A 14,888-nucleotide genomic window follows, 5' to 3' on the forward strand; every position below is an offset into this window, starting at 1 on the left:
TACGCCTGAAATATTCGGTACATCAAGGCACTATTATCCTTTTTTTTATTCGAGTTTCAACTCATTATTTTAATTTGCGATATACTATTTCGCCTAATTGATATTATTGAGGAAATTTATGTTTATTTTGGATATTGATGGTTGTATTACAGAGGGTAAAGGCGAAGAAATTGATCTCATCGCCTTAAATCAATTAAAACAACGAATTCACAATACTGACAAAAATACAATATTATGCACAGGGCGTTCCGCACTTTATGTGGAAGCCATTGCACAAATGCTAAACCTAACAAACTGGTGTATTTGTGAAAATGGGGCTTATATTTACCATACAGGTACGGAGGAGATTCTTTATCATCCAAATATTACGCCTAAAACAAAGCAACAATTAAAAGGCATTCAAGATATTTTAACGACATCGCCTCAGTTCACAAAAATAGCAGAAATTGAATTGGGAAAAGAAATTTGTATCAGTTTAAATCCTATAGGTATAGGGATTGAAGCGTTATATAACCTCATTTTAGATAACATCGATCTTAAAGGGGTAAATATCGCACATTCAACCACCGCCGTTGACATCACGCCTCTAAATATCAATAAAGAAAAAGGATTATTATGGCTATCTGAAAAGTGCAATATAAACCTCAATACGGCTATTGCCGTCGGCGATTCAATGGGAGATATCGGATTTATGTCACTTTGTGAAAACAAAGCTTGCCCAAATAATGCCAGCGAACAAGTAAAAGATATAGCCGATTTTATTGCAACATCAAACAGCACCAAAGGGCTGATTGAAATTTACAAATATTACGGACTACAATAATGTTTTCACAACAGACAAGGCGTGCCTTGTCTCTACGTTTTGTTTGATGATTGTAAAGACAGGGCATACCACGTCTATTATGCAATATAAAATTTGCAAATATTGAATTTTATTTGACCGCTATGTTTCATCAATCTTTCAAAAAGATAGTTAGCAGTTCATTTAAAAATAATTTGCCTTTTTGGGTAATTTGCCAATGATCTGATATTTCTAAAATATAACCTTTTTCAATCGCTAATCCAATTTCTTTCGTGACACTGTTGCGATTTAATCCCGTGTATTGTTCAAATTCGATTTTCGGAGTGGGTTCGAGCAAGCGGAAACGATTCATAAAATATTCAAATGCACGATCATCCATTTCGATTTGATTTTCTTGATATAAATATTCGCCTCGCATATAGCCTTTGGGGTGCTTGGTTTTACTGAAACGATAAATTTCGCCGTTAGTGTAGCTAATTTTTCCGTGAGAACCACAACCTATGGCAAGATAATCACCAAATCGCCAATAATTCAAATTATGTTTACATTGAAACCCTTTTTTTGAATAGGCTGAGGTTTCATATTGTTCATAACCTGCGTCGGTTAAAATTTGATGACCTTGTTCGAAAATATCCCACAGCTCATCGTCACAGGGTAACGTTGGTGGTTTGTAATAGTATAACGTATTCGGCTCAATCGTCAGTTGATACCAAGATAAATGAGGAGGAGATAACTCAACAGCTTGTTTTAAATCGCTTAATGCTTGTTGAACCGATTGATTTGGCAGACCGTGCATTAAATCAACATTAAAACTTTTTAAACCAACATTTGCAGAATCTTGTGCAAATTTGACCGCTTGCTTGGCTTCATTACCATTATGAATACGTCCTAATTTAAGCAATTTTTCAGGTTCAAAACTTTGAATGCCCATTGAAAGGCGTGTCACTCCACCTTTTGCGTATCCCATAAATTTTTCTGCTTCTGCCGTACCAGGATTTGCTTCTAAGGTTATTTCAATATCGTTATCAAAACCAATCAACTGTTTGATCTCATTAAGTAAATAAGTGACAGATTCAGGAGAGAATAGACTAGGTGTTCCCCCACCTATAAAAATAGAATGTAATTTACGTTGTTGAATCGCATTTTTGTGGCGATTCAAATCTTGACGTAAATCCGTTAATAAATGCTGGATGTAATCCGCCTCTGGGATTATTCCTTTTTGGGCGTGTGAGTTAAAGTCACAATAGGGACATTTTTGCACACACCAAGGGATATGAACGTAAAGGCTTAAAGGGGGAAGAGTAATATTCATTTGGTTTATTTTGTAAATTTTTATATAAAAATGACCGCTTATGAGCGGAATTTAATGGCTGAATGGGGAGGATTATATAGGAATTTTTAATATCAACAAAGCCGAACCTTGTCTAAATATTGCAAGGTGTAATAAATAGGTAACAGATTGGTTGTTGAATGGTAATTATGTTGTTTAGAATAGGTTGTGTTATTGATTTCGGGTGTTGTGACTTTGTTAAATAGGTTTCTGTTTGATAAACAAACAGGCTACAACATATCGTTAATGTTTGAAAAACACACACCAACAAACTTATCGAACCTCATATAATATTTTATAAATCAATTGGTTATATAAAAATTACTAATAAAATATAGCGGTTATATTAAATTTAACATTTACAAATTTAATATTGCACAATAGATCGGGCATACTCTGTCTCTACGATCATCGAATAAAACGTAGAGACAAGGCACGCTTTGTCTGTTTTTTATAACCCCAAAAGGGAATATTCTCTTAAAAAGTATCATTAACGTTTAGGAATATATACAAAAATAAACTTGATAGCAAATTCATATAATTACTTATAAATCAACATGTTATCTTGACTCTGGTGATAAAATATAGCGGTCATATTAAATTCAAAATTTGCAAATTTAATATTGCAAAATAGACAGGGCATGCCCTGTCTCTACGGTCATCAAATAAAACGTAGAGACAAGGCACGCCTTGTCTTATTTTATGTAAACATTATAAATAATCCCTTTTCATTATTGATATTTATTTTTGCAAATTTTGATAAAAAAATATCCGCTTGCCATCTATTATTTATACATTAAAATTTATTTTTATTTTTATTTTTATTTTTATTTTTATTTTTATGCCATAAATTTAATTAAAAAATATAACAAATAAAACCCATTGTTATATTTTTGTTAAATGTTTGTGATAAAAATCTACCAGTAACTCATTGTAATTGTTGTGTTTTCATTTGTTTTTTAACTTTTGGGGTTCACAAGTTATTATATTTTAGGCTATAATAATAAGGAATTTATTTCTATAATTAAGGGGATTATTTTTATGAAAAAACTATTATTATCGACATTATTAGCAACTACAATCTCGGCAGGCGTAAGTGCTGAGGAAGTGAGTGGAACAACGAACTTTACAGTAAATATTCCAGAAGTTTTGGTTCTATATCATTTAAATAGTGCGACGTTAACCCTAACAGGAGAGCAGGCTTACAATTCTAATTCTTCAATTCAGTCATCAACGGATATTAGTAATACCGACCATACATTTGCAGATAATGAGAGTTCTTTAAGAATATCTGATCCTTTAGCAAATAAAGAGTTAAATGTTGTTATTGAAGATGCTTGGGGCGTTCGTTCTCTATCTTCTAACAATGTAACTTTAAAAGTTCAAAATCAATCACCTAACTTGATAAAAGATGGTACTGATGATAGTAGTAAAGTAGTGATAAAATCAGATTCAACAAAATTGAAGCTTGATTCTCAAGAGAATGCTACATTAAGTTTACCATCTAAATGGGCAACAACTGTTGGAGATCTACTCTTTACATTAGATCTTTCTCATATAACAAAATCTGGTGAACATAAAGCGGCAGCATCTCCATCAGCAGGTACAAATACCTTTAAATTTACCCTAACAGGTAACTAATCCTCAATGAGATTATCAATTTCAAAAAAAAGCATATTACTTGCTGTGGCGTTTGCCACAGCAGGTGTGGTGTGTGCTACACAAATCGTTGTTAAAAATAATACAGGCACGCCACCAGCTCAATTAGGTATTGCACCTTCTCGTATTGAAGGTGAGGTGAAGGTTAGCAAAGGAGAGCGATTAGACGAATCTTTTGTGATTTATAACTATAACCCATCACGTGAAAAACATATTAAATTGAGCTTAGTGGATGTCGATAAAAAACATCGTGCAATTAAGCCAAGCAAGAAAACATTATTTCCTTGGGCGATGATCAATCCAAAGAATTTTGTGATTCCTGCGGGCGGGCAGCAGACGGTTCGATTATCTATTCGACCGCCGTCTAATTTTCCTAAAAAACGCCATTATGCACTGTTAAAAATTGATAATTTTGTCAAAAATCCATTAAAAGTGGATCAGAAGCAAAAATCAATTACAGTGACATTAGGGGCAAGTTACGGATTTCCAATTATTGTAACGACAAAATAACGATTTGTTCAGTTATTTCACATTGTGGATTTGTTTGGTAAGGGCGTATGGATACACCCTTATACTCTATTTAGCATATCCAAAAATTATATTAAGCGGTGACATTTTGTGAAAAATTTGCAATTATTATTTCGTTTTTCAAGCGTAGTATTGCTCGGTGTGATTCCGATGAATAATCTTGCTCAATCCAGTTCATTAAATAATGAAATTGCATTAGTTGGGCTTTTTGTGAACGATCAAGAAATTACCAATATTGATGTTTTGCAAAATAAAAACGGATACTACCTCCCATTTGAACTTTTTATTCAAAAAATGGGGCTAAAACCAGTAAGTGAAACAGCGACAGATTGGGCGTTTCATTCGCCTTTAGGTGACGCTCAAATTGCAAAAAATCAGATTGTCGTCTATCAAAATCAACCTTATCTACCATTAAATGCCTTTAAATCACTAGGAATTCACGCTCTTTATCATCAATCTTCATTAGCGATTAAGCTGTATATTCCTTGGGACAGTGAAAATCCATTTGGGAAGAAAGCACAAAACACGCCAAAACGCGATCGTAAAATTGATTTTTATCCTGACATTTTTGGTTTGGGAGGAATTAAATTAAATGGCGATCTGTATAACGGTGAGCAAAATAAAGAGAGCCAAGCGTTAAATATGGGTTTGAATGGTTATTTATTAGGGGGATTATGGGGCTTGGAGCTGGGGGTTTACCAAAATGGTAAATTTTCATCAAAAAATGACCGCTTAAAAGTAAATAATTTATATTGGTTAAAATCAAGAGACCATTGGGCAATGCGTTTGGGAAATAATCGCCATAGCTATGGGCTAGGGCAGGGCGATTACAGTGGTTTAACCTTTGCTTATAGTAATAAAAATATTACCAAACACCTTGCTTATACCAGCAGTTATTCTCAGCATTTGTTAGCTCGTAATGGTTATTCTTCTGCTCGAAACATTGAAGGCACAGGGCCAGCGGGAGGCATTGCCGAGTTGCGAGTCGATGGCAGACCTATCGCGAGAGTGAGGATTGCTCTTGATAAAAAATATGAGTTTGTTGGTTTAAATTTAGATAATTATAGCGATCATAATTACAACGTTGAAGTCGCTATTTTTGAATATAGTTTATCCGAACCGCCGATTCGCATTGATAAACCTTTTTTATCACGACGACGTTCGCAAGTGGCAACCGATGAAGTGTTAATTGAAGCAGGGGCAGGGAAGCGTGGCAATATTTTTAAAAAGCGTGACAACGTCTCGAAAAATGATTTTACGAGCCATCTTTATGCAGAATACGGTTTGCATAATAACGTCGCTATTCGTGGTAGCGTAACAAAATCAAGCTTTGAAAATCGTGATAATCCACCTTATGAAACAATGGTGGGGATGAATATTGGCTTGCCGTTTGAGATCAACCTAGATTTATCTTATAAAAACTTAATTTCACAAAAAATTTATAATTCTCAATTAGATTATTCAAACAAATATTTGAGTTTGAACTATCATTATCAACAGATAATGAATAAAAATTTCCTGAAAAAAGAAGGAAAAAGACAATATTTGAATGTGAATTTTTATCCAATAGATAGAATTAACCTTAGCTTTCACGGCACACATTATAAAGATGGTTCAGAGAAAGCAGAGCAGTATTTTTCAGCCTATTTAAGTACGAGATTAACAGATAATGTGAATTTTAACATTAACCGAGATCGCTATAACGATTATTATTACCACTTAAATTGGCATTTACCTGATTATAATTCGAACCTGAATGCAGAATGGACAAATAAACATCAAAAAATACGTATAAGTAAGGATGTTTTGAGCAATTTATCTTTGGGATCGTCTGTTACGCATTGGAATAATAATTCGCATAACGCTTATAATGTTTATGCAGATTATCGTTATAATGAGCAGCATAAATTACACGCGGCATTTGACTATTTTAATCATCAAAATGGTTATGATTTAAGTTGGCAATATCAACTTGATAATGATGCAAACGTTCAACTTGGCTTCCATAAAAATCAAGTAAAACAATCTATTAACAATGAAAGTAGTGAAAATTATTTCGATCAATCTCATTATTTTTATCTGCAATTTTCATTTAATTTGTTTAACAGTAAACAAGGTGTGCAGTTAGGGCAGTATCATCCAAGCCATTATGGAAACATTGTGGTTAATTTAGAGAGTGAAAATAATGAGCCATTGACATTAGATGATGAAATTCAACTACAATTGGATCAATATCCTGTTCAGGCATATAAAATAAGTGATAATCAGTATATGCTTGAAAATATTAAAACGGGAAAATATAAACTTTCATTCCCAATGGGTAATTTACCGTTAGAATATCAAAATAAAAACTTACCAGAGCCTATTGTTAAGGTTGAAAAAGCAACGCCAACATTTGTTGACTATACATTGACGAAAACCTTTGGTATTTTAGGGCAGTTACGTACGGAAAAAGAGAACGTGAAAATTGAGTTTTATCAAAATGATAAAAAAGTGGCTGAAACTTATACGGTGCAATATGGCTACTATCAAGTTATTGGCTTGCCAAAAGGGGATTATATGATTAAAACAGCAGGACAACCAAGTAAAAAAGTGACAATCAAAGATGAGATTTTGTTTGATGTGGGGTTATAAAAATGAAAAAACTATTCACAGCGATGTTATTAACAATATCGAATTCTACATTGGCAATTTGTGATGAAGATTCTGTTTTAGGAAATTGGCATGCTTCAGAGACAATCTCAGGCTATGGATTGGCTGTCGTTTCTGTTTGTCGTATGGGGTATGAGGAAAAGATTAAGTTTTTGCCAAGTGATTTATTGAATAAGTCAGGTAGTATTGCAGTGAACAATAATTCTCCGCAAGTGAGTAATGCTCAATTATCAAGCAGCAATATTACGATCCGTAATACAATGCCTTTTCCTTCGACTTCATTTAAAATGCCCACACCTTTTTATTTACAAAAAGATAAGAATAATAGAGAAACCGCTAATGGAGAATTGGGTCTTTTTCGTTTTTATACGGAGATATTCAAACCATGGCGCTGCGAAACCGCCCCTTTAGGATTTAAGCATATTAGAAGCATTTGGTACTATAATTTCTTTAAAAATATGAAAGTTAATGGTAAAAATATTGTTCTTACAAATGAAGGTGGTTCTTTTGCCGTAGCAAGAGATGTTATTTTACGAAATAAAAAGGGAGGGCGAGTAAGTGCTGATTTGTATTTGATAGAAGGACGCAATAAACAAAGAACAGGAAGTCTCCTTGATATGTGTATTATTGATGTTTATGTACATCTTCAATTAAAACCTGATTTATTATCTCAATCAGGAAGTTATAAATTGCAATTTAAGCATCAATAGTAATTAGATCGTTAACAGATATGTTATATCAATTGAAGAGATTATTCGCTATTATATTATTAAGTTCATCTAATTCTGTATTATCAGCTTGTGATTGGCATAAATCCGCCTATTTGAGTGGCGATCCAAATTGGTATGATCTAGTTCGAGTGTGCCGTTTAGATAATGCAGAGAATATAGATTATTCACCACGCGATTTGCTTAACGAGTTGGTAATATCACTTGGCAATAGGTCTTCTGCAATAAATTACAACTCACCAAATCATACTATTGTGATGAGTAATAATGTGGCAATGCCAAATACCAAATTTAAAATGCCTCCACCATATTATTTACAGAAACAAAAAAATAATAAAAATATGAATAATGGGAAGAGTGGTCTTTTCCGTTTTTATACAAAAATATTAAAGAATACAAGTGATTGTGATAATTATTCATTATATGGAATCAAGCAGATTGTTAGTACTTGGTATTATACTTTTTTCAAAAATATGACTGTAAATAATCAAAATATAAGATATATTTCAAAAAGAGGTACTTTGGGTGTTGCGGAAAATGTTGTGTTGCCATAATGGAAAAGGGGGCAGAGTAAGTGCCGATGTTTATTTTATCGAAGGAAATCAAATGCGAACGAAGCTAGATTCGAAAGATGATGTTTGTTCTATCGACGTTTATGTTAAATTTCAAAAAACCAAGCTATTATCCCAAGCGGGTAGCTATAAATTGGAATTTAAGCACCATTAAAAATTCATTTATTTGAATAGTGGCACACAAGACTTAATATTCATAATAGCTACTAATTTCCTAGTAGCTATTTTTTGCCTTAAGCATAAGCAAGAGATTCACTCTCATATTTTACAGGAATAACATTATATTCCTTATGCTTCTGTTCTGCTTGCCACAAGTCATAAGTTAACTGCATTTTTAACCACGCTTCAGGACTTGGACCTCTACCTAACCATTTATGCAACCGAATAGCCATATCAGGTGTAATACCTGACTTTTCATTAAGCAATCTCGATAAGGTTACTCGAGAAATACCTAACTGTCTCGCTGCCTCTGTTATCGTAATATTAAGTTCTGGCAAGATATCTTCTCTTACAATAGCCATAGGGTGGGCTGGGTTATACATTCTCATTTTCTTACTCCTAATGATAGTCTTGATAATTTACAATTTCTGCATCACCATTTTCAAACTTAAATGTAATACGCCAATTCGCATTTACTTTCAAACTCCAATGACTACCTATAATTAAAATATCTAAAATTTATTATTTTAATATTCTATTTAACATAATATATATTATGCGAAGTTAAAGTTATAACTAAAAAAGGGTAATTAGCTTTGATTTAATCCTAAAATATTCCCGCAATACAAACGCATTCACGTCCTCCTACCGTGCGGGCGTCTCTGCGTTTGTATCACGGGATCAATTTAAGTTTTTAATGCGGTCTTATTTTAAGTAAGTCAGAAGATATTTTATCTAAATCTAATCCTACTTTTTCAAGGAAAAAACGAATCAGATTTAAAATCTCATCATCTTCTATACCTTCTGGAAGTAAAACCGAAGATGACTCCAATAGCTCAGAAATGTATTTTAAATTTAAGGCGATATTTTCAATAGACGTGTTTTCCACCATTTTAAATCCCCATTTACTCTACTGGTATAAGTAAAAGATCGTTCAGCTGTAAATTATCCGAATAATTATTCGTTTTAAATGATTGTGGGTGTATATAGTAAAGCCCTGATTTATAAGGCTCTTGCCCCTCTTTTAGATTTAATCTGAATTCACTTGGGTAAGGTTTACCCAAATGAATATAGGCTTGTTGGTGTCTTATTAGCCATTCTTTTTGCGTTTTTTCGCTAACGCCTGAGCGTTCAAAAACCTGTGAAGATGGCAAGATTTCCACTTTTAAAAGATAATTTGATAGGTCTAAATTTGATTTATTCATAAATGATACTCCCCTTTAAGCGACTAATTTTAAATGATAATTTGGGATTTTATACCAAGATGGAATTTCTAAAACTCGTGTTTTAATTTGACGGACTTCAATAACTTTAACTGGGTTGAATGTTGAAACATCACATTTATAAGCAATATCAATCCCAATTTTACGAAGTCTTGCTCGATGACGTTGCAAATGTCTCTTTGATAAATCAAAGACCTGACCGTGCATCCATTGAATGGCATACATTGATGTTGTATTAGCTGAACGATAATTATCAACTACACCTTGATTGACTAATGTCTCGGAAATTGTTTCAAAATTCATAGCAGTAACCTGTAATTTTTTATCTATATTTAAAAATTCATCATTTAATTTATATAATTTAGAAAAGTCGCTTAGACCGTAATAACTCAAATTTTCACGTTGTAAATATCTAGATTTTAATTTCTGTTCAAAGCGGACTACACCGTTATCTTTACAATAATTTATAACTTTAAGTAATTCTTTAACTTCCGAAGATTGTTCACCAAATTTATTCTTGATTTTTTGTAAGGAATGTAATTCTAATTCGAATGCTTTGTTATATACGGATGGATAGATAAGATTTGCGTTACCCTGTTTAGATAACCAGTCAACTGTTTGACCATTGGAATGTAATCGAGCAACTGAATTTCTATAATTTAATGAAGCAAGCCCCGATAAATAATGTTCAACATTTCCTTTGCCTACTGCTCTATTTTCAGTGATATGCAACTCTTTAATAATTGCCCCATCAGTATATTTTGTGACTTTTACTCCATCTTCTGATTGACCTAAAAAAACCTTTGTGCATTTTGTAAAATTCGGTAAACCCAATTCAGTTAAAATCGAATTAAAACAATTTACACAAGCGTCCACTGTTGTTAATCCAAATAAATTTTCTAATTTACCCCACCGACTAGGATTACCACTCATTGTCAATTTATAGCCATTGATTTTTATTGAAACTACATCGCAAAAACTCCCTTGATGGCGAAAAGTGGGAATGTTTACAGTGTTCTGTAATTGACCAGTTTCTAAACAAACACCAACAAAACCGAAGTTACCAAGTAGTGGCAATTCAGTTTCAAATGTTTGTTCTATTTTGAGCCAGTCAAAAAACACCTTATTATATACCGCATACATACATACAATGAATAAAATCTAGCATATTTATATGCAACATACAAGCATACGTTATTCTTATAATCAAAAATATATATAATAGTTATTCAATTAAGTAACCCCAAAAATGGAAAATTATGAGAAAAGATACATCGGTAAGAATAAATGCCCAAAGACGGAATAAACTAGAAATATTAGCTATTGAGATAAGTCATAAAAGTGGGAAACTAATCAAAATGAGTGACATAGTAAACCACTTGTTAGATAACTATCTTAATGAGGCAAAGCAAGATCTAATATACAAAGAAAAAAACAACAAAGATAACGATTAAATATAAAATACCGTCCAAATAGACGGTAAAGTTCGGATGTACAGAACTCCCGAACTTTTTTTGTACAATTTCAGACTTCTGTTAGGTGTCGATATCGCTATGGGTCTAATAGGGGGTGAGGGTTGTTTTGTGGGATTATTAAATAAATCTACGCACAACTAACCTAAATGGCTCATAAGCATAGCTGGTCTACGCTTACGCTATATTAGGGGAGACTCCCCTAATAACCCCCCTCAACGTCTATAAGTGCGGATAAACTCATCCCAGTCATCTATGGGAACAGATGAGTTTGTCAGCTCATATAAGAATGCTTGAATGTGTTCCATTTGCTCAAAGCGTTTCATCGTTTCTGAATGACTCTCAAATTCTTTAATTCGAAATCTAATATCCAGCCTGTCAACTGATAAGTAGATATCGTATTCAAGCGTTTTAAGGGCTTTTACGGTCTCGTGGAAGTGAATTGGGGTGATGTGCTGTAAAGTGATGTTTGCCATAGTTTAAAACCACCATAACATCGCATAATCTCAGATTATGTGTAAATTCTCGTGCTATGCCCCTATGGGGCGATTATATAGCACTCGGATATTAACATAATCTTTATATACCTTATGCGAAGTTAAGGTTATAAGTGAAAAAGGGATAAATTAACACTCAAAACTTTGAGTTTAATTTTGACTATAGTCAAAACCTCAGATTTAAAAGTTTTGATTGTACTAAATTTATATGGTCAAAACTTATAAGTTTTGATTATAAATCAAAAATATTCCCGTAATACAAACGCATTCACGTCCTCCTACCGTGCGGGCGTCTCTGCGTTTGTATCACGGGATCAATTTAAGTTTTTAATGCGGTCTTATTTTAAGTAAGTCAGAAGATATTTTATCTAAATCAAATCCGACTTTTTCAAGAAAAAAACGAATCAGATTTAAAATCTCATCATCTTCTGTACCTTCTGGAAGTAAAACCGAAGATGACTTCAATAGCTCAGAAATGTATTTTAAATTTAAGGCGATATTTTCAATCGAAGTATTGGCTAACATTTTGATACTCCTTTACTCTACTGGTATAAGTAAAAGATCGTTCAACTGTAAATTATCCGAATAATTATTCGTTTTAAATGATTGTGGGTGTATATAGTAAAGCCCTGATTTATAAGGCTCTTGTCCATCTTTTAGGTTTAATCTGAACTCACTTGGGTAAGGTTTACCCAAATGAATATAGGCTTGTTGGTGTCTGATTAGCCATTCTTTTTGCGTTTTTTCGCTAACGCCTGAGCGTTCAAAAACCTGTGAAGATGGCAAGATTTCCACTTTTAAAAGATAATTTGATAGGTCTAAATTTGATTTATTCATAAATGATACTCCCCTTTAAGCGACTTTTCTTAAATGTGTGTAGGTTGGTTCAACATACCACGATGGCTTTTGATGACTGAAATCAATAACAACAAGCTTCATCAATGGGATAATGTTATTTTTTTCGTGTGATTTTAGATTTTGAAGTTGGGCTTTTGTAAGACCGATTGCCATTAAATCATCTAAGTGTCGTCTAAATGTTTCACGAGACATTGAGCGATAAACAGTGTCATAGCCACGATCTAGCAACCGCTCATAAAAACCGTATAAACGATCCGCTTTTGAATAACTAACGTTGCCTTTTGGGGTTATTTTTGAGTAATTTCTACGTAATAAATTAACAATTTTTTCTTCATTATAAACATTCATTTTAGTATCTCCAATCGCATTAAATATTTCTTTAAAAGCTTCATTCCATAAATCTTGTATTAAATTTTTACCATTTTTTTCATAATTTCGTTGATATTTGATTAAATTAAATAAATTTCTCGGTATGTATTTATCATCTAAGTAACGTTGTAATAATCTCGCTTCAAAGCGTACACATTTATTTGCAAATTCTTGTAATTTTGTATCAGTAAGGACTTTTAATGAGTTGATTAAATAAGGGGAATTTGGGTTTTTCTGTAATTGCTTTTTGATCTCCTCTGCTCGTTTATTAACTTCATAACCTTTTAAATAGGCTTTTAATGATTTTCTACGGCTTCCGCTGTTCCAACAAACTGTCGTTTCATAATCACGATTGAAGCGAGTTTGTTTCGTTTGCCCTGAATGAACATTTTTCAAAAATGCGATGACTTGTTTTTGAAGTGTGTCGGAGGGAATGTGAGCCGAATAAGTAACATCTATCCAATCAACCGTTGCTGATTGAATATCTAACATCTCATAAAGCTCTGGGCGTGCAATCATTAACGTGTTTAACATCTCAAAAGCACATAATTCAATATCTGTTGAACCAAAAACGTTGTGACCCTGTAACAGTTTTTTGCAGGACTAGCTTTTAATTCTAAAAAGGGCATTTTTGAAAGGTTATTACTCCCCTGTTATAAATTTTTATTAGATAAAATCTAAAAATTATAAAATAATTGCAAATTTTCAAAAAAATATGACCGCTTAATTTATGGTAAGGCTGTGTTTTTATAAACTAAGTACTGGTAAAATATATGGTGGTAGCACAAAATTATTAAGGAAAATAACATATGAATAATCAACAATTCTATATATTACTTATTTTAGTAGGCATTATTAGTTTAAAAATGCTTTTAACATCAAATAAAAAAAGAAAGTCCTCAAAGAATAAGCGATTACCCGATGGGAAGTTGTACCATAAAATGGAAGTGATGAATAGAACTGAAAAAATACTTTTTTATAAACTAAAGAAAGCATTTCCATCACTGCACATTTTTACACAAATACCATTCTCCTGCATTGTAAAACCAGCCTCTTGTGATGATAAGTTAAATAGGCGATTATTCTGGAAAATAAACCAAAAAAGAGTCGATTTTTTAATTTGCAATGAACGCCTAGAAACTATTTTGATTATTGAATTGGATGGAGCAAGTCATCAAAACAAGAGGTATTTAGATAAAGAACGAGATGAGTTTTTCTCTAAAAATGGAATTCGTACCGTAAGATTTGATACAAAAGAATTAAAATTTTTAACGACTAATAATATTATTGAAAAATGTAAATTATAAAACTTTTTATTAAAATATATTTATTTAATGGGCTAAAAGAATATTTTTAGCCCATATTTTTTGTTACAAACAATCTTATTAAAATTATTATTTATTCCAGTTTTTATTTTTTATATAAAAATAAAATTTTCATCTTAATATTTTATCAGGTGTTTTTTTTTGAATTATTCTTATTTTTAAGATAAAATACGCCCTCCTTCCCCACTCCAAAAATATCCTTTTAAAACAATAATGTGAGTAATGTTTTATTTGTAATCTATTATTAGAGTCTATTTTAGTGCATTTTGTGAGCAATTGCTTACAAGGTATTTGCTTAACCCATTTAAAAGTAAGTGATTACTTGCTTTTAAATTTAATTTCTAAGTTTCTAATAAATTAGAACTCATAAATGGTTTGTTTTTCTTTAAAAAGTTGCTATTATTTCTTTTGTTTATAATTAGTTATGTGAAGAGAGAGACAATGCCAACCAAACATATTGATAACTTAACTTGGGAACGTGTTCAAAAAGAGCATGTGAAAGCAGTAATCTTAACTAAAACTAGTTTTAAAGATACTGAGATATTGAAAATGTTAATAAATAAAGGATTAGAACATATTTCTGATGCAGATTATCAACAATTTGCGAATGAAAAAGAATCTAAATAATTTAATTTTTTATTAGATCATTTTAATTATTTTTAGAAAAAACAAGCGGCCATATTTATAATAAAATTTGCAAAATTAAATATAAAT

17 protein-coding genes and 2 pseudogenes are annotated in these 14,888 nt (G+C 32.1%); 9 read left to right on the forward strand and 10 right to left on the reverse strand.

Annotated elements, in window-relative coordinates; translation table 11 throughout:
* Nucleotides 1–118: 118 nt before the first annotated feature.
* Complete coding sequence (locus DYE60_RS03075) at nucleotides 119–823, forward strand: HAD family hydrolase (RefSeq protein ID WP_115315174.1); 705 nt, start codon at nucleotides 119–121, stop codon at nucleotides 821–823.
* A 130-nt stretch (nucleotides 824–953) separates the two neighbouring features.
* Here DYE60_RS03075 and hemW read toward each other — a convergent pair whose 3' ends face one another.
* Complete coding sequence (gene hemW, locus DYE60_RS03080) at nucleotides 954–2,114, reverse strand: radical SAM family heme chaperone HemW (protein WP_115315175.1); 1,161 nt, start codon at nucleotides 2,112–2,114, stop codon at nucleotides 954–956.
* 1,059 nt (nucleotides 2,115–3,173) lie between these two features.
* Between hemW and DYE60_RS03085 the strand changes: the two genes are divergently transcribed.
* From DYE60_RS03085 to DYE60_RS03105, 5 genes are all read left to right on the forward strand, one after another.
* Entirely contained in the window at nucleotides 3,174–3,773 is a 600-nt protein-coding gene (locus DYE60_RS03085; RefSeq protein ID WP_115315176.1) for a hypothetical protein, read from the forward strand.
* A 6-nt stretch (nucleotides 3,774–3,779) separates the two neighbouring features.
* Nucleotides 3,780–4,301, forward strand: a complete 522-nt coding sequence (locus DYE60_RS03090; protein ID WP_115315177.1) for a hypothetical protein — start codon at nucleotides 3,780–3,782, stop codon at nucleotides 4,299–4,301.
* A gap of 108 nt (nucleotides 4,302–4,409) precedes the next feature.
* Nucleotides 4,410–6,953, forward strand: a complete 2,544-nt coding sequence (locus DYE60_RS03095; RefSeq protein WP_115315178.1) for a hypothetical protein — start codon at nucleotides 4,410–4,412, stop codon at nucleotides 6,951–6,953.
* 2 nt (nucleotides 6,954–6,955) lie between these two features.
* Nucleotides 6,956–7,681 (forward strand): hypothetical protein, encoded by a 726-nt coding sequence (locus tag DYE60_RS03100; protein WP_115315179.1) that lies wholly within the window; start codon nucleotides 6,956–6,958, stop codon nucleotides 7,679–7,681.
* A gap of 20 nt (nucleotides 7,682–7,701) precedes the next feature.
* Complete coding sequence (locus tag DYE60_RS03105; RefSeq protein ID WP_115315180.1) at nucleotides 7,702–8,253, forward strand: hypothetical protein; 552 nt, start codon at nucleotides 7,702–7,704, stop codon at nucleotides 8,251–8,253.
* A 251-nt stretch (nucleotides 8,254–8,504) separates the two neighbouring features.
* On the opposite strand, the gene DYE60_RS03110 is transcribed toward DYE60_RS03105, so the two are convergent.
* The 5 genes and pseudogenes from DYE60_RS03110 to DYE60_RS03130 all read right to left on the reverse strand — a co-directional run bounded on the left by DYE60_RS03110 (nucleotide 8,505) and on the right by DYE60_RS03130 (nucleotide 10,775).
* Nucleotides 8,505–8,819 (reverse strand): HigA family addiction module antitoxin, encoded by a 315-nt coding sequence (locus tag DYE60_RS03110; RefSeq protein WP_115315181.1) that lies wholly within the window; start codon nucleotides 8,817–8,819, stop codon nucleotides 8,505–8,507.
* 10 nt (nucleotides 8,820–8,829) lie between these two features.
* Nucleotides 8,830–8,922: pseudogene (locus DYE60_RS03115) on the reverse strand (type II toxin-antitoxin system RelE/ParE family toxin); the annotation flags it as partial.
* A 202-nt stretch (nucleotides 8,923–9,124) separates the two neighbouring features.
* Nucleotides 9,125–9,322, reverse strand: a complete 198-nt coding sequence (locus DYE60_RS03120; RefSeq protein ID WP_115315182.1) for a hypothetical protein — start codon at nucleotides 9,320–9,322, stop codon at nucleotides 9,125–9,127.
* Nucleotides 9,323–9,335: 13 nt separating this feature from the next.
* On the reverse strand, nucleotides 9,336–9,635 hold the full coding sequence (locus DYE60_RS03125) for a single-stranded DNA-binding protein (RefSeq protein ID WP_115315183.1): 300 nt from the start codon (nucleotides 9,633–9,635) through the stop codon (nucleotides 9,336–9,338).
* A gap of 15 nt (nucleotides 9,636–9,650) precedes the next feature.
* Entirely contained in the window at nucleotides 9,651–10,775 is a 1,125-nt protein-coding gene (locus DYE60_RS03130) for a phage/plasmid replication domain-containing protein (RefSeq protein ID WP_115316413.1), read from the reverse strand.
* A 137-nt stretch (nucleotides 10,776–10,912) separates the two neighbouring features.
* On the opposite strand from DYE60_RS03130, the gene DYE60_RS03135 reads away from it, so the two are divergent.
* Entirely contained in the window at nucleotides 10,913–11,107 is a 195-nt protein-coding gene (locus tag DYE60_RS03135) for a hypothetical protein (protein WP_115315184.1), read from the forward strand.
* Nucleotides 11,108–11,340: 233 nt separating this feature from the next.
* Here the strand turns inward: DYE60_RS03135 and DYE60_RS03140 are convergent, their stop codons facing one another.
* The 4 genes and pseudogenes from DYE60_RS03140 to DYE60_RS03155 all read right to left on the reverse strand — a co-directional run.
* Nucleotides 11,341–11,601, reverse strand: coding sequence for a hypothetical protein (locus tag DYE60_RS03140; protein WP_115315185.1), 261 nt, complete (start codon nucleotides 11,599–11,601; stop codon nucleotides 11,341–11,343).
* 348 nt (nucleotides 11,602–11,949) lie between these two features.
* Nucleotides 11,950–12,147, reverse strand: a complete 198-nt coding sequence (locus DYE60_RS03145; RefSeq protein ID WP_115315186.1) for a hypothetical protein — start codon at nucleotides 12,145–12,147, stop codon at nucleotides 11,950–11,952.
* 12 nt (nucleotides 12,148–12,159) lie between these two features.
* Nucleotides 12,160–12,459 (reverse strand): single-stranded DNA-binding protein, encoded by a 300-nt coding sequence (locus DYE60_RS03150; RefSeq protein ID WP_115315187.1) that lies wholly within the window; start codon nucleotides 12,457–12,459, stop codon nucleotides 12,160–12,162.
* A gap of 15 nt (nucleotides 12,460–12,474) precedes the next feature.
* Nucleotides 12,475–13,499, reverse strand: a pseudogene (locus DYE60_RS03155) (phage/plasmid replication protein, II/X family); the annotation flags it as partial.
* A gap of 159 nt (nucleotides 13,500–13,658) precedes the next feature.
* On the opposite strand from DYE60_RS03155, the gene DYE60_RS03160 reads away from it, so the two are divergent.
* Both DYE60_RS03160 and DYE60_RS03165 read left to right on the forward strand, forming a co-directional pair.
* Nucleotides 13,659–14,156 carry a DUF2726 domain-containing protein gene (locus tag DYE60_RS03160; RefSeq protein WP_115315188.1) on the forward strand — a complete coding sequence of 166 codons (498 nt, stop codon included), beginning with the start codon at nucleotides 13,659–13,661 and terminating at the stop codon, nucleotides 14,154–14,156.
* 459 nt (nucleotides 14,157–14,615) lie between these two features.
* A complete protein-coding gene (locus tag DYE60_RS03165) occupies nucleotides 14,616–14,801 on the forward strand; it encodes a hypothetical protein (protein ID WP_115315189.1) in 186 nt (61 codons plus the stop codon).
* Nucleotides 14,802–14,888 lie beyond the last annotated feature (87 nt).

Source organism: Phocoenobacter uteri (genome assembly GCF_900454895.1).
GTDB lineage: Bacteria > Pseudomonadota > Gammaproteobacteria > Enterobacterales > Pasteurellaceae > Phocoenobacter > Phocoenobacter uteri.

What these genes read in the sequence shown, in the direction of transcription:
- DYE60_RS03075 (WP_115315174.1), top strand. Translation starts at nt 119, where the DNA reads ATGTTTATTTTGGATATTGATGGTTGTATTACAGAGGGTAAAGGCGAA.
- hemW (WP_115315175.1), bottom strand. Translation starts at nt 2,114, where the DNA reads ATGAATATTACTCTTCCCCCTTTAAGCCTTTACGTTCATATCCCTTGG.
- DYE60_RS03085 (WP_115315176.1), top strand. Translation starts at nt 3,174, where the DNA reads ATGAAAAAACTATTATTATCGACATTATTAGCAACTACAATCTCGGCA.
- DYE60_RS03090 (WP_115315177.1), top strand. Translation starts at nt 3,780, where the DNA reads ATGAGATTATCAATTTCAAAAAAAAGCATATTACTTGCTGTGGCGTTT.
- DYE60_RS03100 (WP_115315179.1), top strand. Translation starts at nt 6,956, where the DNA reads ATGAAAAAACTATTCACAGCGATGTTATTAACAATATCGAATTCTACA.
- DYE60_RS03105 (WP_115315180.1), top strand. Translation starts at nt 7,702, where the DNA reads ATGTTATATCAATTGAAGAGATTATTCGCTATTATATTATTAAGTTCA.
- DYE60_RS03110 (WP_115315181.1), bottom strand. Translation starts at nt 8,819, where the DNA reads ATGAGAATGTATAACCCAGCCCACCCTATGGCTATTGTAAGAGAAGAT.
- DYE60_RS03120 (WP_115315182.1), bottom strand. Translation starts at nt 9,322, where the DNA reads ATGGTGGAAAACACGTCTATTGAAAATATCGCCTTAAATTTAAAATAC.
- DYE60_RS03125 (WP_115315183.1), bottom strand. Translation starts at nt 9,635, where the DNA reads ATGAATAAATCAAATTTAGACCTATCAAATTATCTTTTAAAAGTGGAA.
- DYE60_RS03135 (WP_115315184.1), top strand. Translation starts at nt 10,913, where the DNA reads ATGAGAAAAGATACATCGGTAAGAATAAATGCCCAAAGACGGAATAAA.
- DYE60_RS03140 (WP_115315185.1), bottom strand. Translation starts at nt 11,601, where the DNA reads ATGGCAAACATCACTTTACAGCACATCACCCCAATTCACTTCCACGAG.
- DYE60_RS03145 (WP_115315186.1), bottom strand. Translation starts at nt 12,147, where the DNA reads ATGTTAGCCAATACTTCGATTGAAAATATCGCCTTAAATTTAAAATAC.
- DYE60_RS03150 (WP_115315187.1), bottom strand. Translation starts at nt 12,459, where the DNA reads ATGAATAAATCAAATTTAGACCTATCAAATTATCTTTTAAAAGTGGAA.
- DYE60_RS03160 (WP_115315188.1), top strand. Translation starts at nt 13,659, where the DNA reads ATGAATAATCAACAATTCTATATATTACTTATTTTAGTAGGCATTATT.
- DYE60_RS03165 (WP_115315189.1), top strand. Translation starts at nt 14,616, where the DNA reads ATGCCAACCAAACATATTGATAACTTAACTTGGGAACGTGTTCAAAAA.